The following is a 22782-nucleotide window of genomic DNA, read 5'->3' as shown; positions in this document are numbered from 1 at the left end:
GGCAGATAAGTGCTTCGCGGGCAAATACTTTAGACAAGCGATTGAAATGCGGTTGACTCTGGCAGTGGTGGTCACGACCGAGCGGGTCGAGGGTCGCACGATATACAAGTGTGCAACGCTGCGCGGCGCCAGTTGCTCGGCGCGGGATGCCGTATTGAGTGCCGCTCTGGGCAAGCTAGCCAATACGGCTCGCAAGTCGATCAACGCCTGGATCGAGGAGGGCAAGCCAACGCGGAGTGCTCCGTGGCTGTACGAACCGGGCATGAAAGGTACGGTGCTCCGCCTGGTACTGACTCTGCGCGACCGAACTATTCGCTGTAAAGTCCTGGTGGTAACCGTGCCGATGGCAGGACGAATTGTAGCTATGGCTACAACTGCTCCGGGACTGGTCTTCGAACATCAGTCCCATCGTCAACTGGAAGATCGTGCACAAGAAGTGCTGACCCAGTGGTGCACACAGCGCGTTAAAGAAAACGATGTTGAGTCACTGGCTGGCTTGTCGATCGAAGGGGACGCTTGGCTGGAAAGTCTCGAAGTCGAAGTTGAAAGCAATGTGCGGGCCAAGAAGAAGATGAAGAATATCTTCGCGGCCATGTTCGGCCAGGGACCAGTCAGTGGCAGCGACGAATTGAACAAAGTCGGACAATGTCTGGACTACATGGCGAGCGAGTTTGAAACGGCCCTGGGCAGAACAGCTTTGGTGGACGAAGTCGATCATGTACTGCGTCGCCCCGATCGCCATGGTGTGTTGATCATCGGACCGCCGGCGGTCGGCAAGACGGCCATTGTTCAAGAAGCCGTAAAGCGTCGCACGCTGCGGTTTCAAAAGCGCCGCGGACACAAACCGCAAACCTGGTGGATTTCGCCGCAACGTTTGATCAGCGGCATGATGTACTTAGGCCAGTGGGAGCAACGTTGGTTGGCCATCTTGCGTGAAGCCACCAAGCGCGATCACATTCTCTATTTCGATGACCTGGTCGGTTTGTACACGGCCGGCCTGACGCGCGATAGTCGCCTTAACGCGGCCGATGTGCTCAAGAGTTACCTGTCCGAGCATCGCGTGCGGATCGTTGGTGAAACCACGCCCGAAGAACTAGCCATACTGCGTCGTCGCGATCGCTCCTTGGCCGATCGCTTTCACTTGATCTACGTACCGTCGCTCTCGCCTGGCGATACTCTGCCAATCTTGCTGGAGTCAGCTTATCGCGTAGAGACTCGCAAACGTATTTATTTTCATCCCAGTGTGGTGCCTGCAGTCATTCAGCAACAAGAAGTGCTGGCACCAAATCGAGCCTTTCCTGGCAAAGCGATCGAACTGATCAAGGCGCTCGGGGATCCGGACGCGGCCGTTACGCTAAACGATTTGCTCTTTCACTTGCACCAGCGAACTGGTACCAACTTGCGATTGTTGTTCGGGCACTTGGGTAGTCAAACCACGATTAGCGATGTGCTGAGTCGCAAGGTGATTGGCCAGCCAGCTGCCATCGAAGCTATGACTCGTGTAGTCATTCGCTTTACGCAGCGATTGCAACCCAGCGACCGCCCTGTCGGCGTTTTGCTGTTTCTTGGTCCAACTGGCGTGGGCAAAACGGAATCCGCGAAAGCCCTGACGGAATTGCTGTTTGATGATGCCTCGCGGATGATTCGCATCGACATGAACGAGATCACTACGCCGTTGGCCGCGGAACAACTAGTCGGTTCGTTCGACGCGCCCGATGGTCGTTTGACTTCCGCCATTCGGCGTCAACCGCACTCGGTCGTCTTACTGGACGAAATCGAGAAGGCCCATCCAGATGTTTTCGATTACCTATTACAGGTTCTGGGCGAAGGTCGTTTGACTGACGCTCGCGGCCGCATCGTAGATTTTCGAAACTCCATTATCGTGCTGACGAGCAATCTCGGTTCAACCCATCAAGGCACGCAGTTGGGTTTTGAAAGTCAGAGTCAGTCGGAGCTGAGTTATCGTCGCGCCGCCGAGCGTTTCTTTCGTCCAGAATTCTTCAACCGCATCGACGAAGTAATCGCGTTCGGTCAGTTAACTGAAGCCGATATCAAGAAGATCGTGCTTATTCAATTGCGGTTGCTCTTGGCCCGCGAAGGGTTGAAGCGGCGCCATGTATTTGTGCGCATTGAACCGTCGGCTCTCGAGCATGTCGTCAAGGTCGGTTTTGACAAGAACCTGGGAGCTCGCGCCGTGCGCCGAGCGCTGGAACAAGAAGTAGTTCAGCCACTGGGAGATCAATTGGCGGAACTGACGGTGCAAACCCCTGTGCTCATTCGAGTTTCGCGGCATGCCGAGCGTCTGTCCTGTCAATCGTTGAATTTGCACGAATTGACTCCGCCTGAAACGACGCCCGTGCCATCGTTGGAGACGGTGAGCGAACTGGCCAAGCCGATGCTGCTGCAGTTCGAAGAGCAGTTGGCTGCTGCCCAGGGCCGGCTGAAATCGGGTGGTTCTGATGATGAAGTGAGCGCCAACAAGTTGGAATACTACACGCTGCATGAGCGCGTATTCCGCTGCAATCAATTGCTGCGCGCCGCGCGCCATCGTCTGTCCCTTCAGGCACAGCCCAAGCTCAATCCGATGCAGGGTAGGCCCTCTGCAATTCGACGAACGACGATTTACGGAACAAGTTCGCGGCGCATGATGCGCGACTGGATGGCTGAAGAAGACTTGCGTGACACGCTGCGCCACGAAGACTTTGATCCTTCGCACATGAACGAACCCGCCGAGGTGTTGGCCATGCACATTCAGCAAGAGTTGCTATTGGCGCAGGCCATGTTGGAGAGCGTAGGTGAACCGAAGCGCTGGGTGATCGGCATGGAAACGTTATCGCGTCCGGAGAGCCAAGCCAGTCAAGGATTGTTGCGTCCAAGTATGTTCAACTATCTTTTGGAACCCGAGATCTTCTTTCTCGATTGTTTGCTTGACTGCTTGGAGAGCCAGTGGCAGTACGAGGTGGCGCCGATTGAAGGCTTGGAGAATTATCGACTGGTATCGGGCGTAGCGATTGCCGGCCTGCTGCGCTCTGTGGCAGGTGTTTATGTCGTTGAAGCCAGGCTGCAGGGGCGTGATTTATGTGCCTTGCGAGCTCTGCCGGTGCCGGAAGAGATGGTCGTATCGGAGATTGGTCAGTGGGTTCGAGGCCAGCATGTGCTGACCGATGACGGCTTTACTCCAACGCCACTGTCACAGCCCTACGATCACCAAGTTATTCGTGGGGCCATCTCATCGGAAGTCATCGACTTTGCATCTGGAACACGTTTGAGGTTGAGTAAGGACTGGGCGGAAGATTCTCCCAACTCCGAACAATGGGCCAACTGGTGGATCGGTACGCTCAAGAAGCGCTGATGGCCAAGCGAGACGGGTGCACGTTGGCTTGGCATGCATCTGTGGCGTAACGTCTATCTGCGTTTACGTGGGCCAATAGTTGGGCAATGGAGCTTCAAAGATTAGCTCTTCTGCGCGTGTGGGATGTTGAATGCTGAGGCGTTGGCTATGCAAGGCGATGCCGCGTGGGAAACGGCTGGTGGCCTCGTACTTGCGGTCACCTAGAATCGCATGTCCCCTCGAGGCCAACTGCAAGCGGATCTGATGTTTGCGACCCGTTAGCAACTGGATGGAGACCAATGTTTGATTTCCACGGGCTTCGAGTGGTTGCAGTTTCAACGAGGCACTCAGGGCACTGGGATGAGTTGAGGCCACGACCATCATACGGTGACTCGACTCATCTTTCGCCATCCAGTCGGTTAGTTCCATTGGAGTGGCGCTTGGGAAACGACCTTCGACCCAGGCCAGATATTGCTTGGCGGTGGTGTGCTCGCGAAATTGCTCCGAGAGACGACTGGCTGCCTTGCTGGTGCGCGCCAGCACAAGCACGCCTGATACGAGACTATCTAGACGACTGACAACGCCCACGAAGACGTTGCCGGGTTTGTGGTACTTGCGTTTCAGATAGGCAGCGGCAAGTGTCACGACAGAGGGGTGCCCAGCGGCAGTGCCCATGGTCGCCAGTCCCGCAGGTTTATTGACAACCAACAGGTGATTGTCTTCATACATAACTGGCAGCGACGCTTGCAACTTGGCCCCAACTACATGGACTGTGGCGGTGCAGCCTTTTCCACCGCATCAACCGTTTCGACGGTCAGGCGGGTCGCAATTATCTCAGTGCGCGGAGCAGCGGTTTGTCGAGCTACTATGGTAATGATGTTGCCTGACTGGACGCATTCGTTGCGTGAGTTCATCAGCTTGCGATGCCACAGGACCTCGCCGCTGCGCCGACCGCGCGGTGTGATACGTTCGATGGTACTGACGACGAAAATTGTATCGCCCACGTAGATGGGTCGATGAAATTCCCAGGTATCGACTTTGGTTAATGCCAAGTTTCGCATGCGTGGCGTGGTACTGCTGAGGCCTGCCATGAGAGAGAGGCCTAGCAATCCGTGTGCAATCGGTTTGCCATAATGGCTCTTGGCGGCGAACTCATGATCGGTATGCAACGGATCAAAGTCGCCGGTCATACCAGCAAAGAACACCACGTCGGTCTCGGTAACGGTGCGCGAGGGACTGGTCCACAGGGCACCAATTTCCAAGTCTTCTAGATACAAACACTCCACCATTCTCGCTTTTTTCCTTTTGCGAGGCCTTTCGATTGGTCGTTTGGGAGATTGCATTCTCTCCATCGGCGAATCATCGAAAGGTTGGTTCGCCAAAGTCATGTGGAGCTTATACCTCTTTTAAAAATCACTCAAGTCAGAACTACGGGCTGCCGACAACATCCTTCAAAACTTTCGCCAACCCGCCCTTATTAACGTACAGATTCGCCAACTCGATGCATAGTCGCCATCTTGCCAATCTGTCCTAAATTGCAAAGGGCGGACCGGAATTGCCTTTTTGTAAAAGGGCCATTGGCGTGCAGTGGTGCTCTGTCCCCAAATCCGCTCGGCAGGCAGGCATCGATCATTCCTATGCCAAGCCGTTAGGGGACAGAGCCAATACCGTTCGGCCCTCGAATTGCCTTGCTGTCGAGTGTGGAAATGCTAGCGTTTTTTCAGGGTGAATCGAATTGCTAGCGTTCACAGATAGAGTGTGCAGTTGTTGCGTTTTCTGGATCGGCGCGCACCGGTAGCCCAGTTGAGTGCTAGCATTAGAGACTAGTTGGCTTGGGCTTGGGACTTAGGGAGGTCGCTCCTTCAGGCGTTCGAGATGCCGCTCCACTTCCTCCAGACTGGCCCAGCCATTGATGTAGTGGCAAAGCATCTCGAAAGTGCGTTTGGTCGGAGTGCGTCCGGTGTAAATCAGGATCAACATGCAGGCTATCAACGCACAGTAGACCTGGATCTCAACGCCCTCTTGCTTGTGGCTCAGCAAGTGACGACAGCCCAACAACTGCTTGAGCATTCTAAAAAATAGCTCAATACTCCACCTGAGCATATATAAATAAGCGATCAACTCAGCCGGCAGATCAAGCATGTCGGTGACGATTCGTAGGACGCCATCGCTGCTGGGACCAGTGCTGGAGAAGTTTCTCCCCCGAGTTCGACCGCGACTGGTGTGAGGCGAACATCGCACGCAAATCATGCGAACCGGATGGTCGGGACGATTGTTCTCACTGGCCCCCACTTGAACGAGTTGATCACTCAACACGCCGGCTTGCCGGTCCTGTTCCGTTAGCGGGCGATCCTCAAGCACTTCAAACTGGATCTTGTCGCTAACGCGACAAACATAGTTACTGTCCTGAGCATGAATCCTGTTCCAAAGTTGGTACTTGGCATACCCTCGATCCATCATATAGCAGTGGTCAGGCGCAATAGTTCGTTCGAGAACTGCTGTTTCTGAGTCTCGGCCCTTGGGATTTGCCCCGGTTACATCTATACGCTTGGGCAGACCCCGCAGAACTTCGAAGTGGGTATGCAACCTGTAACCACAGCAAGACTCATTGATCCAAGCCAGTTCGGCCACTTGCATTAAGATCTTGACGACAGTGCCATCGACGGCCATTAGCGTCTTGCTTAACTGAGAAAGCCTCTCAGGCACTTTGGGCTCGGGCAGGAGCTTCGCTAGCTCATACATGATCTCCTTGACCGCCTCGGGGTCAAACACCCTGACCGACTCCGACAGCGAGCCCATAGAGGCTCGAGAGATGCCGAACTTCTTTTGGATCTTCTTGAGTTCGGTCACTTGCTGAAGGCCCCGCAGAGAGTCGACCGTAGGGGAGAAGAGCCACAGCAGGATCAGCATGCAGTACTGGTCCATGAACAATTTGCGCTGGCGGCCCTGATCACGCTTCGTTCCCACCTTATGCAAGCGTTCTAGAAATGGACGAAGCGCCTTTAAGTACCTCAATCCTTTGATGTCTTTAGACCTAATATGCTTGCCATTACCCTCAGAATCTGACGCAGACATCCTCCACCTCCGTCAAATGCTAGCAAGAATAACCCCAATCTCACCCAACAATGTCAGCATTTTACGCCCCGACGCCCCTCAGCAAGAAGAGTACCGAACGGTATTGGGACAGAGCACGTGCACAGAGCTCTCGTTCTATGCCACCAATTCACCCCGTGCTCCGTCCCCTTTCGCGAACCACCATCCGCGAGCCCGGGGACATACACCGCGCGGGTCCACCTGTGCTCTGTCCCCGTCGCGCCCGGGGACAGAGCACGCGCACATGACACCCTCATGCCATGCCAGCAAATCACCCCGGTGTCTGTCCCCAGTGGTGCGCGCCTGGGGACAGACACCGGATCATGGAGTCCCCTGTGAGCGCGGCGGTGCTCTGTCCCCACTCATGCTCGGCTTGCAAGCAAGCCGCCACTGGGGACATACACCATGCTCTATCCTTTGCTAGCTCACAAACTAGCGCAGATTGAAGACGCGATTTTTGAGCCTTGAAAAATATTGCAGAATATTTTCGGGCGACCCAATCTTGAAAAACCCTGGTGCTTACAGGGTATGCACTCAGCCAGCGGGGCGGCGCGCCCTTGACGCATCACTATCTATATAGGGTGACGTTTCGTTGTTACCGGCTACCGGGCTACCGATGGCTACTGCTGTTTGCTAGCACAAGAAAAAGGAGTGCAAGATCATGGCTCGAAAACCTCGGAGAAGTTTGTTCACCCCAGACGAAGTCGCCACCGTGCATATCTCCAATCGCTGTGTCCGCGGCCAGTACCTGATGGGGCTGGACGAGACCACCGGCGAAGATCATTCCGAACGACGCGAGTGGTTTCAAACCTACATGCAGTTCTGTGCCGGGCACTTCGCCTTCGACGTGCTGGATCAAGCTATTATGGAAAATCACTTTCATGTTCTGGGCAGAGCCCGGCCCGATGTGGTCCTGTGCTGGAGCGATGCCGAGGTAGCTCGCCGCTGGCTGACCCTCTGCCCGCCCAGCTCTGGCAAACGCAAAGGCAAGAATAAAGACAGAGCTCCCCTGCCCACCGGACCTACCAAAGCTCAGATTCGAGCCCTGACCGGGCAGCCGGAGTTTATCGCCGAGCTGCGCAAGCGCCTCAGCGACATCTCGTGGTTTATACGCAAGATCTGCCAACACGTGGCTCAGCGGGCCAACGCCCAAGCCAAAGCAGCCAATAAGCCCACTGGCAGCTTCTGGAACGGTCGCTTCCACGGCGTACGCCTGCTGGATGAAGAAGCCGTGTTGGCTTGCTCGATTTACATCAATCTCAATCCCATCCGCGCCGTCATGGCCTACACCTTCGAAGACAGCCAGTACACCTCGATCCAGCGGAGACTGCAAGATCTGTTGATGGTCATGCCTGCTGACGAGAACAAGGCCATACCTGAAGCCATCTCCGATCCTGGTACGGAGCCAGTATCCGGCTCAAGCGCAGCGCAGCCGCTGGCCAGCGACAGCCTGCTGGACGATCAACTGGGCAGCGATCACTTAGGCAGCGATCAAGTGGTTAGCGATACCAAGGTGCAGCCGCTGGAGGTGGCTGCCAGCAATCGCAGGGAGGCCTCGCCGCCGCAGGACATCTTGGCGTCTAGCCTCTCCACCAATGCGGCCGCGCCCGACCGGCGGCGTTCGCTGGCTGAGACACTGGCCGATCAGATCCTTCGGTTTGGATCGGCGATGGCCTACGAGCCTGAGGAGGGTGAAGAGGAGTCGCCGGAGATGGCCGAGCTGCGCAAGTTGCCGCCTGTGCCCTGGCGGCCGGGCGGCTACCTGGCGCCGCTGGAGATCAACGAAGCACTGGATCCGATCGGACCACGGCTCAGTCGCAGTTGTCAGCGCTGTAGTGATCGTGGCTATTTGACGATGACCATTGGCAAGTACATCGAGTTGCTCGAATGGTGTGCGCGGCAGATTCGCCCTGGCAAACGCGGCGTGATGCCCAGCGACACTCCGCCGATCCTCGAGCGTTTGGGGATTCCCCCGGAGGTGTGGATGAAGCTGGTCACCAGCTTCAATGAGCTCTTCAGCACAGTGGCTGGCATGCCCGACAGCGTCGATGCGCATAGCACGTCGCGCAATGAGCGTTTCTACATGCCCAAAGCCACGCGTGAGATGTTGACCATCCAACCGCTCTCCCAGCAACCGACCGAACCAACTGTGCCAGAGCAAGCGGCAGACATGTCTAGTTCGTCGGCCTAGAGCCGACGAGCACAATGCGCACACGACAAGCCCGCTGGCTTAGCCGGACAGTTTCAAACTAGGCAATTTCGGCCCTTCTAAAAACTCACCTACCGGGTGCGTCTCGCTACCGGTCTATCCCGGTCTCTCCCCAGCGGCCACACAACACCCGCCAACGCCCTCAAAAATCGCCTCCCACACCCGCGCGCCACTCTCAAACAGCGTTTCCCCCGCGCTCCACCTGCGCGCATCCGAACCAAACCGCTCTCACCACCGCGCGCCCACCACCGCTTGAGCCTCAAAACGCCTGCGAATATGAACGGGGACAGACCCCGGGTATGACCCCGGGTATACCAAGGTGCCTGAGGAAACATCGGGGGACAGACCCCGGGTATAGACCCCGGGTATAAGCGGGGACAGACATGGGGCATTAGAAAACTGGGCGAGGTGACACGGCGCTGCGAAAGTCTCAGCGCCATTTCCAGGTGCGGGCGGAGAGGCGGCTGGTGGCGATGATACTTACCACGGCCAGCATGACTCCGCCGATCGAGATCCACTGAGAAATAGTTAACGAAGTCCCAAACTTGCCACTCTCATCGCTGCGGATCAACTCCAACGTAAATCTCGCGATGCCATGCAGTAGGACTGCAGAGAAGAACGCTTGGCCATCGCGCGCTACCCACGGCTGCAAGAACAGCACCAGCAAACAAAGCAACAGCGAATCGACCGCCGAATAAAGCTGAGATGGATGCACCGGCAGGCTCCAGGCCGGCAATTGCTCCGGCATCAATACTTTCTCGCGACTACCAACTTGAACCTCTGCGCCCATGGCCCAAGTGCGGGCCGGGTCGTCGACCCCGGGCCTGGGCGGAATCGACCTCGGTTGGATGCTCAGCGGCATTCCCGGTTGAGCCTCGAATTGGTCCGCCGCCAGCGAACCAGGCGCCACCGCATCGATTCTTCCTCCACCGCCGGGTTGTTGATGCGCGGTAACACCCAACAACCGACCGCTTTCCAGTTGCGCGACATAAGGTGGACTGCCCTGAGGGAACTGAATGGTTGGTAAATCGGCTGTGCATATACCTCCGAAACAACATCCGTTCAGCAAACAACCCACTCGTCCAAACGCCTGGCCAATCAAAAAACCTGGTGTGATCAAATCGGCAAAAGACAGTACGGGCAAGCGATAACGCATGCAATAGATCAAGCCAGCGATCACCCCGCCAATCATGCCACCATAAATCACCAATCCACCTTCGGTTAACTTCAAGATGGCCATCATTCGCTGACCAGCGGGAACGCGTTCAAACTCGTCCCAGTATTGAATAACAAAGAACGTCCGCGCACCAATCACTCCGCCGACCATCATCCAGAAGCCTAGCGAAATGATTAGATCGCCAGACACACCTACTTGTTGCCCGCGCCAAATTGTCAAGCCAATACCTGAAAAGAGCCCAACCAAGACCAGCACGCCATAACCCCGCACAGGTAGGCCTATCGGCTCGCCATCGGGCCAGCGAGTTTCGACCATCGGCAACACAAACACAATGATCGCCGCAGCCACTAACCACACCGGCAAACCGGCAGGCAGTTCCGCGAACAACTGTCCATGCTTGGCTTGCCAAATCGCCCAGCCAATACAACCTATCACCAGCACCAGCAGCAACCAGCCAAAGCCTAGCAGTGGAATGCCGGCGATTTCATGAGGTATGAAGAACAGCGTGCTGCGCACCCGGTAGCTCCAACAACAGATTATCGATCAAGCGGGTCGTCTCAACATGCACGGCAATCAGTGCAACGAGCCCATTGCTCATACCGTCTGACCCTTGAGGTGTCTCCAGTGTCTCACGATCCACGATCCTTGCATAGTCAATGCGCTCCGCACCCTCGCGCCGCAAGATATCCTGCATGCACACTTCGATAGCCTCCAGCGCTCGCTCATTCAGGTCGCCCGAATGCATCGCCACCGCGCTCTGCGCTGCCTGCAAAGCTCTCCACAAACAAAGGGCTCGCTCTCGACCCGCCGGTGAAAGGTAACGATTCCGACTGCTCATCGCTAGACCATCGCTCTCGCGCACTGTCGGACAAACTTCTACACGAATCGGCACGTTCAACTCGTCGACCATGTGCCGAATAACCGCGCATTGCTGATAGTCTTTCTGACCAAAGTACGCGATGGTGGCCGGCAAGAGATTGAAGAGCTTCAAGACAATCGTCGCCACGCCTTGAAAATGCCCCGGACGAAACTGGCCTTCCAAAGGCAGGCTCACCCTCGGCGGCAACACAAAGGTTGAACTGCCAAGCGGATACATCGTATCGGCTGCAGGTGTAAAGACCATGTCGGCACGCGCTGTCTTCAGCAACGATAAATCCGCGGGCAACGTCCGCGGATATCGCGTAAAGTCCTCGTTGGGACCAAACTGCGTTGGATTGACAAAGATGGTCGTGATGACGAAGTCGCATTCCTGCCTGGCACGCTCAACCAAGCTAACGTGCCCAGTATGCAGCGCGCCCATCGTCGGCACTAAGCCCACTCGTTTGCCTGCTCTACGCCAATTCGCTACCTGCGCATAAGCGGCTTGTGGGTTACTGATGACTTCCATGTAATGTTTAAACCTTGGGACTTCGGCTACCCGTCCAAAGTCTGGCGACTTCGGCTACCAAATGCTATTTGCCTTTGGTTTTGGTCTTCACTCGGCATAAGTAGGAATCGGCAGTGATGAAGAGCGATGAACCATCTTCGCCGAACTTGCAGTTGCTCGTGCGTTCGCCGGTGACAATCTTGCCGATCAGTTTTCCATCGGTTCCAAAGACCCATACGCCGCCGGGACCGCTGGCAAACACATTGCCCGCAGCATCAACGGCCAAGCCATCAGGCAAACCTGGATGTTTGTCACCGACAAATTCAGTAGCATCATGGAATAACTTGCCCTCACCCAACGTACCGTCTTCTTTGACTGGAAAGGCCATCCAAATCGCTTTCTTGGGATCCGACTGAGCCACATACAGCGTCTTCTCATCAGGCGAAAAACCGATTCCATTAGGACGTTCAAGGGCCGTCGTCAGCAAAGTTAACTTGCCATCGCTGCCGATGCGATAAACTCCACAGTGATCCAACTCGCGACGCGGATCGTCATAACGCTGCGGCAATCCGTAGGGTGGATCCGTAAAGTAAATATCTCCGTTGCTCTTAAGAGCCGCATCGTTGGGACTGTTCAGGCGTTTGCCCTGATAGCGATCAGCCAAAGTCAGCTTGCCACCGTCTTTGGTTAACACGCTCACGCGCCGGTCGCCATGTTCACAACAAATTAACCGACCTTGCTTGTCCAGTATCAGTCCATTGCTGCCGGGTTCCAGCCCATAATACGTTACGCCCGTGTAGCCCGAGGGCGACATAAAGAGCGAGATACCCGCACCGGGAGTCCACTTGAAAATACTGTTGCGTGGAATGTCGGAGAACAGCAAATGACCGTCTTTGGCACCTCCAACCCACACCGGTCCCTCGGTCCACGTAAAACCTTCCGCGAGCACTTCGATGACTGCATCCTTGGCGACCAGTTCATCCATTTTGGGAGTCGTACGTTCAATTGAACCGATCTTCATTTGTGACCATCCGGGAGTAGCCATCCAAGTTGAACAGACCAGCAGTACAGCCAGAGCCGCACTCAAATGTAAACGGAAACTCACGATGTTGCTCCAGTAGGCAAAGGGTAGTGGTGGGGAGAGAGGCAGTTGTGCGATTGTTCGATCTCTCAAATCGGGTTGCCCTTCCAACGCGTGAAGGCCTCCAACGCAAAGAACTCGGGTAAGCCGATTTGGTTATACTTCTCAGCGGTGCCCTTGTTGCGATCTTCAGCCCGCTGCCAAAACTCGCGGGGATCGGAACCTGGAAAAAGCGCTTCGTCCTTTTGGCTTTCATGCATGAAGATGGCTTGACGCTTCAATTCAATATCGCTGGGGCTAAGGGGCACGGCGATTTCGATTTCATCTAGCGCATACTCTTGCCAGGCACCGCGGTACATGAGCACTTCAGGTAGCGGCAGATTCTCGGCCCGCATATCGTCCAGCACCTTCAGGATCGCTTCGGCACAAACGCGATGCGTACCGTGGGGATCGGCCAGGTCGCCGGCCACATAGACTTGATCGGGTCTGACTTGATCGAGGAGGCCGCGAATAATTGCGGTGTCTTCGCAGCCCATCGGGCGTTTGGCGATCGTGCCCGTGCGATAGAACGGCAAGTCGAGGAAATGTAGATCGTCTTCACGGCAACCTACTTGCACGGCTCCGGCCCGAGCTTCGCTCCAGCGAATCAACTGCTTGATCTTCAAGATCGTCTCATGATCAGGCTGACCAGGCTTCTTCGATTCTAGCGACTGACGCACCTGATTTTCGACTTCCTGCGATTTCTGCTGATCGATACCAAACATGCGGTTGTATTCAGTTACCATATCGGCCACACGCAGCGCATCATGATCAAAGACCGCGATGTTGCCGCTGGTCATGTATGCCACGTGAACGCGATGCCCGTCTTCGACCAAGCGAATCAACGTACCGCCCATACTAATCACATCGTCATCCGGATGCGGACTGAAGCAGAGTATTGTTTTGGGTTCGCGACCGGCAGGATGATACTCAATCGTATCCTGCATCCAGCGAAACACGCGATGTGCGATCTTCTGTGCCGGACCATGATGCCGCAGCAACTGATGCAAGTCATGCTGCCGAAAGTCGTCATCATCCAACTTGAGTAAAGCCTTACCGGTTTGTTCACACAGCCACAGTACGGCCCGCTTGATGAGACTCTCTGACCAGCTGACATTCTCCAAGAGCCAGGGCTTGGCCACGCCGGTCAATCCGCCCGCAGCGGATAAGTCCAACAGCACTCGCGCATCAGCATGTTCTTGCAAGTACGATGCGGGCACGCGATCGCTGATCGCACCTTCGAGTGTCTCGCGCACGATGGACGCTTTGTGTTCCCCCAGCGCCAGCAGCAATACATGACGCGCGGCCAAGATTTGCCCCAAGCCAACGGTAAGGGCTTGGGTCGGTACGTTTTCTTCACCAAAGAAATCGCTAGCCGCTGCTTGGCGCGTGATCGGATCAAGCGTGCACATCCGAGTGCGGCTCTTGCGCACGGAAAAGGGTTCATTGAAACCGATGTGACCATTGCGACCAATGCCCAGCAAGGCTAAATCAAAGCCGCCCGCATTTTGAATGGCTTCTTCATAACGGCGGCAATGCAAATCAATATCGCCAGGCCCAATCGTGCCATCAAAGCAGTGGATGTTTTCGGCCTTGAGATTCACGTGCCCAAAGAAGTGTTCGGACAACCACAGCTTGTGAGTCTGTGGACTATCAGCCGGTAAACCGTAATATTCATCGACGCAAAAGGCGACGACGGATGAAAAATCGAGACCCTCGGTTTGATGTAAACGGATCAGCTCTCGATAGGTTCCCACCGGCGTACTGCCTGTCGGCAGGGCCAATACGGTGCGCTGCCCCAGTTCGGTCCGCTCGCGAATCAAGCGAGCAATCATCTGAGCCGCATGCCGGGCCAAATCGCGTCCGGTCGAGAACATAAACGCAGGTAGATGCGTTCCAGGAATTGGTCTGGCTTTACTGGCTGCGTAATTCGTAGACGGCGTAACTTCCAAAGCAGTCACTATCGATCCTTAGCAAAGAAGGCAAGTCTCTTTTTTCCTGCACAGACTACGCAGGTTTCAATCGGGCGTCAGACCGCTCTTTTGAGACACACAATAGTCTAATCGCTGCTTCAAGTAAGTGGCAGAGTCAGCGGCACTCCAGGCTGGAGCCAATTGGCACTGCGGGATTGGCCTATTCGGCCTGGAAAAACATCAAATGTTGCCAGGGCAATTCGTCGTATTCTTTGACCAGTTTGAATCCATGAGCCGAGTATTCTTTGAGAATCTGCTTCTTACTCATCTTGTGCTCTGGCTTGATCGGTACCTTAGGGTCCTCTTCACGATATTCCAGCAGCGCAATCTGTCCGTCGGGTTTCAGGCTCTTGCGAATCGCCGCCATCATTTGCTCGGGATGCGAGAACTCGTGATACACGTCCACCATCAATACTAAATCGACTGTGCCAGCGGCCAGTTGCGGGTCGACAACCGTCCCCAGCAACGGCTTGATGTTGTCGATTTTGGCGTCGTCGGCTCGCAGTTTTAATAGGTGTAGCATCTCGGGCTGAATATCGACCGCCAGCACATTGCCCGGCGCGATTGTCTGGGCCATTGCCAATGAGTAGAAACCATTGCCACACCCCATGTCGCACACCGTCATGCCGGACTTAAGATTCAACTGAGCCAAGACTTGTGTGGGACGCTCTTCTTCTTCGCGCTCGTCGCGAATGAGCCAGTTGGCGCCATGAAAGCTCATGGCCTGAGCGATGCGCCGTCCCATGAACTTGCTCTTGGCCGGCGGGATCTTGTCGTCCGCCTTCGTCACATCCTGCGCGACGCAAAAAGGTACCAGGATCAACCAAGCCACCACGAGTATATATTTCATTTTGCTCTCCCAATAGTGGCACAAGCGTATCTTGAATAGCGGCGTAGGTCGCTGGCCCGCGGGTTCTATTCACTGCGTGATAATCGCGGGGTTCACAGCCTGTAGGCCTATCCCCACTATGACAAACCTCAAGGTTGCGGGCAAGCGTTGCAGTCTTTATGACTTCTTCGCCAATCCTTAACAGGATCTTAATCCAACGAGCTTGATCGACCCTTACGATGCTGGCCTGAAGTCAGTTCTATATCGAGCACGCAGTTTCTTAAGAGGAATGTCAGAGCCATGCAAAACTCTCGTCCAAGGTCGGGTTTTACGTTGGTAGAGTTGTTGGTCGTGATTGCGATTATTGGAATTTTGGTGGGCTTGCTCCTTCCCGCAGTCCAAGCTGCCCGCGAAGCGGCTCGCCGCATGAGCTGCAGTAACAACATGAAGCAACTGGGTTTGGCGTTGCACAACTATGAAAGTGCGCACAAGAGATGGCCGCCCAGCCGCATCAACCTGAGTTCTCCCCAGGTTTTCCAGCAATCCTGGACAGCGATGATCCTGCCTTACATCGAACAAACCACCATCCATGCCAGCTACCAGTTTGGAACACCTTGGTATGCACCGGTCAATGATCCGCTGACCACGGTCCGCATACCTACAATGCTGTGCCCTTCGGCGCCATCTGACCGCGATTTGCCAGCTCAGAATCTGTATTCCGATGTCACGGGTGGTACGCGCACCGATCGGCCGCTATGGGGATATGCCGATTACGGTTCGATCAATGCCGTACGCAACTCCATGTTCGTGCTGGCCGGTTTGCCCTCGTTGGGAGTAAAGGACACGTTCGGAGCCTTGGGCCGCGGGCCTGAAGGCGTGCGTTTAGCCAGCATTACCGACGGCTTGTCGAATACGGCGGTTTTGGGTGAAGGAGCGGGGCGTCCGAGTTGCTTTATCTCGGGCAAGAAATCTCTCAATCCACGCACCGGCAACTCAGCCTTTGGTACTCCCACCACGTCTGACGGCTGGGGCTGGGCAGATATCAATAGTGGCTTTAGTATCGACGGGGCCAATGCCGCGGGACTTCAAAATGACAGCAAAAATAGCGGCAACACTACGATCGTTGGCAATTGCTTGATGAACTGCACCAACGACTCAGAGATCTATTCATTCCACACTGGTGGGGCCATGTTCACGTTCGGCGATGGTTCGGTTCAATTTCTTGCAGCCACCATCGACGCCAAGACCTTCGTGGCCTTGTTGACCCGCGACCGCGGCGATATTGCTGGCGAATACTAGCACAGCCACCAGCCTTCTGTTTTGCGAGCATTAGTGTTATGCGACGGGGGACAGACACCGGGAGTGAGGCCGACGCCGGGTGCTAGGTGCTGCCAGAACGGGGGGCCCCGGCGCGAATATTTAGTAACGCTAGCAAAAAGATCAATGGTGTGTCCCCGTATTCAATTGGGGACAGACCACGGGATGATTTGCTGGGGACAGACCGGACAGACCACGGGATGATTTGCTGGCATGGGGACTGTGACCCCGCGTGCGCGTGCTCTGTCCCCGGGCGGGATGGGGGACAGACGTCGGGTGTTAGACCACTTGGGTCAGGGGGGCAGTTCACCGGGACACGATTACCCCCCAATAGAGTCGTGCGTGGCTAAAAACCGCTATTTGACTCTCTAGAGGTGGCATGTCGTATAGCGGCATCGCGGTCCAAAGCTACAATGCTGGGAGAATGCGGTCCTGCAAAAGGTAGGTGCAGCGGCACAGATCGACTTTACTGGGATCGCAGACTACCAGGAAAATTTATCCGAGGCTGGTTTGCTTCAACTGGAGATTTCGAGTGCAAATCAATGTATCCGCGCGCCATGGAACACTTAGCGGACCGGACAACGACGTAATTCGCGAGAAGGCTGAAAAGCTACGGAAGTTTCATGATCGCATCAACGCGATATCCATTACGGTTGATTTTCAACACCAAGAGAATCCTTGGTTAGAAATCAATGTAACGGCTGAACATGCCCCAGAATTCGTCGCTTCGGCTAACGCGGCGACCGTGCTGTCGGCCTTTGATTCAGCCATGGGTAAAGTGGAACAACAGCTTCGCAAACATAAAGAGAAACTGACGGGACACAAGGTCTCAAGCGTTAAACATATTCCGACCAAAGACGAGACGCGGGACGAGTAACCGGGACAAGCGTTCCTGCCGAAGTAAACATCTGTGCCGGAGTTGAGCGATCCCTGAATCGCTTTACGGCTGGCTAGAAAAGTTGAGCTCGTCCAAGCCAACTTATACGGTCTGCTAATCCTTTCGGCGGGGAACGTTTCTGGCAACCAGCTCCTGGACCGAGGCCGCCGGCGCGATTGCGCGGCCTTGAGCCAGTGTCGCTCGCCACCTGCGCCAGCTCCCCTTTGAGGAGGAGATTCCGAGAAAGGAACCATGAATGAAATTTTCAGATTTTATTAGCCAAGGCGCCATTCGCGCTTCGCTGGCTTCCAACAGCAAAGAAGCGGTGATCGGCGAATTGGTCGATTCATTGCAAGCGGCCGGTGAAATCAGTGCCGCCGATCGCGATGATATCGTCAAAGCGATTCTCAAACGTGAGGAACTGGGCAGCACAGGGATTGGTCGCGGCATCGCAGTGCCGCACACCAAGCATCCCAGCGTCAAGAAGTTAGTCGGCACCGTAGGCGTCAGTGCCGACGGCGTTGAATTCGATAGCCTCGATGGCGAACAAGTTCAACTCTTCTTTTTGCTCATCTCACCACCAGATCGTCCCAGCGATCACCTGCGTGCCCTGGAAAACATCTCGCGTCAACTGCGCGACGAAACGTTCTGTCGTTTCCTCAAGCAGAGCAAGACGACTCCGGATATTTTGCAATTGTTGGAAGAGGCGGATAACAACCACTTTGGCCAGGCCTGAAGTGGGGCATAGGCCGATTCGGCCTGTGTTCCTGAACGTGGCATAGGCTCTCCCAGCCTGTGTCTTTGATGAACTCAAAAACAGCCCGCGGTCGCTTTCGGAGAAAACGACCACCAGCACAAATTCAGAAACGCACCAGTTCAATTCGCTTCGGTACTTTTCGAGATACGGTTCGGTTGATGGAAACATCTACGCAAACAGTCGTCGTCCTCAATCGGTTAGGGCTGCACATGCGCCCTGCTGATATGTTGGTGCGCACTGCCAGCCGATACCAGTGTCAAATCGAAATCATCAAGGATGGCCAAGCCGTTGACTGCAAGAGCATCCTGGGCATTCTGACTTTAGCGGCCTCTCAAGGTACCCAGCTCAATTTGCGAGCTTCGGGAGATGGAGCGGCCGAAGCGGTGCAGGCGTTGTCGGAGCTGTTCGCGTTGGGGTTTAACGAGAATGAAAACGATTCGGAAGTGACGTCACCTCCGGCCCCGAACACAACACCTTAATACCAAGAAACACCAACCACGCGATGTTTGTCCCTTTGGCAAACCGCCGCTTGTCACCATGCTGGAACTGCAAGGCATTGCGGTCTCACCGGGAGTAGCCATCGGTCAGGTGTTGATTCTGGACCAGGAAGGGTACCGGATCACACGCTGCCAGGTAGCACCTGTGGACCTGAAGAGTGAATCGGAACGCTTGCTTCAAGCGATTGAGGCTGCGTCGGTTCGTCTGGATAATGACCGCGAAAACTCCTCGCGCATGCTCGGTCAACACGTCGGGCAAATCTTCTCCGCTCACCAACAAATCCTGCTCGACCCCAGTCTGCAGAACGAGCTGCAGCACTTAATCAAAGACGAGGCTTACAGCGCCGAATACGCTGTATCAACCGTCTTCACGCGGTATGCCCAAGCCTTTCGCCGCATGGGCAGCTCGATCATGGCCGAGCGCGCCGTCGATATTCGCGACGTGGAACGCGTGCTGCTGGAAGCCCTTGGTGGTCATCCAACCGACAACTTCTTTGACAAAAGCGATAAAGGCGTTCTGGCCTGTCATGATCTCACGCCCGGCGAAACTGCCAGGCTCGATCGCGATCGCGTGATGGGCTTTTGCACCGAAGTGGGTGGACCTGGGGGACACACGGCCATCGTTGCCCGTGGCCTGGAAATCCCCGCCGTCGTTGGCTTGGGGCCGTTCCTCTACAAACTGCGCGGCGGCAGCACGATCATCGTCGATGGCTACCGCGGACGTGTCATCGTCAATCCCGATGAAAAAATTCGCATTCAATATCTCGAGCGTCGCGAAGATCGCCAGAGCCGCGCGGCTAAACTGGAATCCAATCGCGATCTGCCAGCAGTGACACGCTGCGGCTGCGAAGTATCGCTGCTAGCCAACATCGAGTTTCCACACGAAGTCAAAGCCTGCCTGGCCCGCGGCGCCACCGGCGTCGGACTCTATCGCACCGAGTTTCTCTACTTAGGTTCAGCCACCGAACCCAGCGAAGAAGAGCATTACCAGGCGTACTCGACTGTCGTCAAACAACTAGGCGATATGCCGGTCGTCATTCGTACCCTCGACCTGGGTGCCGACAAGATGGGCAGCAAGCCGCTGGTCGAACAAGAACACAATCCATTCCTGGGACTGCGCAGCATTCGCCTGTCGCTCCGCAACCCAGCTTTGTTCCGCACACAACTGCGGGCCGCCCTGCGCGCCGCCTGTGGCGGTAACTTGCAAATCATGTTTCCCATGATCACCACGCTGCACGAACTACGCACAGCGCGGATGGTCTTGCGTCAAGTCGCTGATGACTTGTGCGAAGAAGGTATCGAAGTACCCAAGCATGTCCCGGTCGGTATGATGGTCGAAGTGCCCGCCGCCGTGCTCATGCTCGATCGCTTCTTGCCCGAAGTCGACTTCATCAGTATCGGTACCAATGACCTGACGCAGTACACGCTGGCGGTCGACCGCAGTAACGAATATGTGGCCGACCTCTATATGGCAGTCGATCCCGCCGTGCTCAGGCTGATTAAGACTTCGGTCGATTTAGCTCGAGCCCACAACATCGATGTCAGCGTCTGTGGAGAGATGAGTTCTACACCAGCCTATGCTCTGCTGCTGGTTGGTTTCGGAGTGCGCACGCTGTCGGCGCCTCCCTCGGCTTTGCCGAGTGTCAAGCACGCCATTCGTACCGTGACGCTAGAGCAATGTCAAATGCTGGCGGCACGGGCCATGGAGTTCGAGACAGCCCGAGAGGTCGATGCGTATCTGATGTCGCACTTCGCGACGCTGGTTCCTGAACTGGCGCTAGGGGTGTAAAGCATGACCAAGACACGCATTCGAATTCACTTCACCAAGAGCGGAGACCTGCGCTGGATCAGTCATCGAGATCTCGCGCGACTGTGGGAACGTTTGCTGCGTCGAGCCGGTCTGAAGCTCGCCTTTAGCGAAGGGTTTCATCCCAAACCCAAAATCAGTTTCCCATCTGCCCTGGCCTTGGGCATCGTAGCCTTGGATGAAATTGTCGAGATGGACTTAATCGGACTGGTTGATCTCGGTCAGGCTCGCACGCAGATCGAGCAGCAAATGCCCGAAGGCATGCAACTGCTCAGCCTGGCCGAATTGACGCCCGGTAGGGGCAAAGCGCTTATGATCGCCGCTACCTACGAAGTGCCACTCGATGAAAGCGATGCTGTTACTGCTCGCGAGACTCTCGATCGACTGCGGGCTAGCGGTCAAATCGAAGTCAAGCGCGACGGTAAGACGATGGTCGCACGCTTCAGTGATCCTCTTTTGGAAGTCAACTGTGATGGCAATGTGTTGCGATTCACATTGCCCACGACCGCTGCCGGTTCGCTCAGACCATCTGAACTCGTGCAAGCCCTTTCAATCGCGCATATCTTGCCGGCTGGAGCCGTGCTGACGCGCACTCGCGTGCACCTGGCCTCCAGCTCCAGCGCTGCGTCGGCCACTCACGCTCCTAGCGCTGAGGCAGAAGCCGCGACAGCGGAACTTCAAGCACAAAATGAACAATCAACGTAAAGAAAGAACTCCCTCTATGCGCAAAGAAATGCTGATCAATGTCTCCCAACCCGAGGAGTGTCGCATCGCCGTTTTGGAAGATGGCGTGCTGGAAGAACTGTACACCGAACGAGCCAGCCAGAACAACTTCGCGGGAAACATCTACAAAGGTCGCATCGTCAATCTCGAGCCAAGTATCCAAGCCGCGTTCGTCGACTTTGGCGTAGGCCGCAATGGTTTCTTGCACGTCAGCGATGTCGAAGCCCAGTACTTTCGCCAAGCCGGTTATGACCCAGATGAAATCGCCGATGGCAACTACCCAGGGGCTGATATCGATGATGACGATGACGATCAAGCCCGCCGACGCAAGCCCATGCGGGGCAATCGCCCCCGCTTCAAGCCACCCATTCAAGAGATCTTCAAACGCGGCGACGAAGTTCTGGTGCAAGTCATCAAAGAAGGCATCGGCACCAAAGGCCCTACCCTGTCCACGTATATCAGCATCCCCGGCCGCTACCTGGTGCTGATGCCAGCCCTGGGCCGCGTGGGCGTGAGTCGCAAGATCGAAGACGATCAAAAACGTCGCACCTTGCGGCAAACCCTGCAGGAGCTCAATCCACCTAAGGGCTTAGGATTCATCGTCCGCACCGCCGGTCAAGACCGAACGCGGCGCGAACTGTCGCGCGATATGGCCTACCTGCTCCGACTCTGGAAAGTCCTCGTGCGTCGCTTGAAGAATACCGGCTCCCCGGCGGATATCTACGAAGAAAGCGACATGATCATTCGCACGATCCGCGATATCTTCTCCGAAGATATCGATGCGATCATCGTCGATGAAAAAGATTCATACGAACGCGCTAAAGAGTTTTTGCAACTGGTCATGCCCCGCTACGTCAGCCGCTTGCAATACTACGAAGGCCGCGAACCACTGTTCTACAAATACAATTTGGAACACGAAATCGCCCGCATTCAACAGCGCAAAGTTCCGCTAAAAGCCGGCGGCTCCATCGTCATCGATTCGACCGAGGCCCTGGTGGCCATCGACGTCAACAGTGGCAACTTCCGCGGCGATGATTCGGCCGAAGAAAATGCTTTCCACTTGAATATGGCCGCTGCCAAAGAAATCGCACGCCAACTGCGGTTGCGCGATCTAGGCGGCGTGATCGTCAATGACTTCATCGATATGCGACGCGAAACCCATCGTCGCAAAGTCGAGCGCGCCCTCCGTGATGCCATGCGCCGCGATCGAGCTCGCACCAAGATCTTGCGGACCAGCCCATTCGGCCTGATCGAAATGACGCGGCAACGCATTCGACCCAGCCTCAAACGCAGCGTCTACGAAGATTGTCCTTGCTGCCAAGGGCGAGCCGTTGTCAAAACAGCCGAGAGCATGGCGATCGAAGTCGTGCGCATCTTGACCATGGCCTGCCATGCACCCCGCGCCAGTCGCATTACCATTCGCGTCAACGACAAAGTGGCTGCGTACGTCAACAACCGCAAACGCCGCGCCGTGATGCAGATCGAAGAAGAGAGCAAAGTTAACGTGCAAATCCTCGGCAGCGAAGCCCTCTTCCCCGAACACTTCGAAATCGATTGCCGCGACGATGCCGGCAACCTGGTCGATCTGGCCTTCCTGGAAGACAAGAAGTAAGAAGTAAGGAATAAGGAATAAGGAATAAGGAATTAGGAGTAGGAGTAGGAGTAGGAGTAGGAGTAGGAGTAGGAGTAGGAGTAGGAGTAGGCTT

17 protein-coding genes are annotated in these 22782 nt (G+C 55.6%); 9 read left to right on the top strand and 8 right to left on the bottom strand.

The features are described 5' to 3' along the window. The first annotated feature begins 46 nt into the window (after positions 1-46). Entirely contained in the window at positions 47-3352 is a 3306-nt protein-coding gene (locus SH573x_RS26290) for an AAA family ATPase (protein ID WP_479351027.1), read from the top strand. A gap of 63 nt (positions 3353-3415) precedes the next feature. On the opposite strand, the gene SH573x_RS26285 is transcribed toward SH573x_RS26290, so the two are convergent. From SH573x_RS26285 to SH573x_RS26275, 3 genes are all read right to left on the bottom strand, one after another. Then, a complete protein-coding gene (locus tag SH573x_RS26285; protein WP_479351026.1) occupies positions 3416-4060 on the bottom strand; it encodes an RluA family pseudouridine synthase in 645 nt (214 codons plus the stop codon). Positions 4061-4092: 32 nt separating this feature from the next. Continuing rightward, positions 4093-4620: a MaoC family dehydratase gene (locus SH573x_RS26280; RefSeq protein ID WP_479351025.1), complete on the bottom strand. Its 528-nt coding sequence runs from the start codon at positions 4618-4620 to the stop codon at positions 4093-4095. Positions 4621-5176: 556 nt separating this feature from the next. After that, positions 5177-6406, bottom strand: a complete 1230-nt coding sequence (locus SH573x_RS26275) for an IS4 family transposase (protein ID WP_479351024.1) — start codon at positions 6404-6406, stop codon at positions 5177-5179. A 679-nt stretch (positions 6407-7085) separates the two neighbouring features. Between SH573x_RS26275 and SH573x_RS26270 the strand changes: the two genes are divergently transcribed. Next, positions 7086-8615, top strand: a complete 1530-nt coding sequence (locus tag SH573x_RS26270; protein ID WP_479351023.1) for a transposase — start codon at positions 7086-7088, stop codon at positions 8613-8615. A 448-nt stretch (positions 8616-9063) separates the two neighbouring features. Here the strand turns inward: SH573x_RS26270 and SH573x_RS26265 are convergent, their stop codons facing one another. The 5 genes from SH573x_RS26265 to SH573x_RS26245 all read right to left on the bottom strand — a co-directional run bounded on the left by SH573x_RS26265 (position 9064) and on the right by SH573x_RS26245 (position 15119). After that, positions 9064-10326 (bottom strand): prolipoprotein diacylglyceryl transferase, encoded by a 1263-nt coding sequence (locus tag SH573x_RS26265; protein WP_479351022.1) that lies wholly within the window; start codon positions 10324-10326, stop codon positions 9064-9066. Continuing rightward, positions 10295-11197 carry a pantoate--beta-alanine ligase gene (gene panC, locus SH573x_RS26260; RefSeq protein WP_479351021.1) on the bottom strand — a complete coding sequence of 301 codons (903 nt, stop codon included), beginning with the start codon at positions 11195-11197 and terminating at the stop codon, positions 10295-10297. The genes SH573x_RS26265 and panC overlap by 32 nt, the downstream gene beginning before the upstream one ends. Before the next feature lie 64 nt (positions 11198-11261). Then, positions 11262-12281, bottom strand: coding sequence for an SMP-30/gluconolactonase/LRE family protein (locus SH573x_RS26255; RefSeq protein WP_479351020.1), 1020 nt, complete (start codon positions 12279-12281; stop codon positions 11262-11264). Positions 12282-12346: 65 nt separating this feature from the next. Further along, the gene (locus SH573x_RS26250; protein WP_479351019.1) at positions 12347-14257 is read right to left on the bottom strand and encodes a 6-phosphogluconolactonase; all 1911 of its coding nucleotides are present in this window, start codon (positions 14255-14257) and stop codon (positions 12347-12349) included. Between the two features lie 172 nt (positions 14258-14429). Continuing rightward, positions 14430-15119 (bottom strand): class I SAM-dependent methyltransferase, encoded by a 690-nt coding sequence (locus SH573x_RS26245; protein WP_479351018.1) that lies wholly within the window; start codon positions 15117-15119, stop codon positions 14430-14432. A gap of 279 nt (positions 15120-15398) precedes the next feature. Here SH573x_RS26245 and SH573x_RS26240 point away from each other — a divergent pair, with 279 nt between their 5' ends. From SH573x_RS26240 to SH573x_RS26210, 7 genes are all read left to right on the top strand, one after another. Further along, positions 15399-16397, top strand: coding sequence for a DUF1559 family PulG-like putative transporter (locus SH573x_RS26240; protein ID WP_479351017.1), 999 nt, complete (start codon positions 15399-15401; stop codon positions 16395-16397). Positions 16398-16947: 550 nt separating this feature from the next. After that, the gene (gene hpf / locus SH573x_RS26235) at positions 16948-17292 is read left to right on the top strand and encodes a ribosome hibernation-promoting factor, HPF/YfiA family (RefSeq protein ID WP_479351016.1); all 345 of its coding nucleotides are present in this window, start codon (positions 16948-16950) and stop codon (positions 17290-17292) included. Between the two features lie 256 nt (positions 17293-17548). Continuing rightward, positions 17549-18028, top strand: a complete 480-nt coding sequence (locus SH573x_RS26230) for a PTS sugar transporter subunit IIA (protein ID WP_479351015.1) — start codon at positions 17549-17551, stop codon at positions 18026-18028. Positions 18029-18096: 68 nt separating this feature from the next. Beyond that, positions 18097-18528 (top strand): HPr family phosphocarrier protein, encoded by a 432-nt coding sequence (locus tag SH573x_RS26225; RefSeq protein ID WP_479351014.1) that lies wholly within the window; start codon positions 18097-18099, stop codon positions 18526-18528. A gap of 58 nt (positions 18529-18586) precedes the next feature. After that, the gene (ptsP, locus tag SH573x_RS26220) at positions 18587-20335 is read left to right on the top strand and encodes a phosphoenolpyruvate--protein phosphotransferase (protein WP_479351013.1); all 1749 of its coding nucleotides are present in this window, start codon (positions 18587-18589) and stop codon (positions 20333-20335) included. Between the two features lie 3 nt (positions 20336-20338). Then, a complete protein-coding gene (locus tag SH573x_RS26215; RefSeq protein ID WP_479351012.1) occupies positions 20339-21058 on the top strand; it encodes a TIGR03936 family radical SAM-associated protein in 720 nt (239 codons plus the stop codon). A gap of 16 nt (positions 21059-21074) precedes the next feature. Continuing rightward, on the top strand, positions 21075-22688 hold the full coding sequence (locus SH573x_RS26210) for an Rne/Rng family ribonuclease (RefSeq protein ID WP_479356811.1): 1614 nt from the start codon (positions 21075-21077) through the stop codon (positions 22686-22688). The last annotated feature ends 94 nt before the right edge of the window (positions 22689-22782 follow it).

This window comes from Rania fehmarnensis (genome assembly GCF_056494185.1).
Note: the sequence above shows the minus strand (reverse complement) of the source record. Positions and strands in the feature narration are given on the sequence as shown.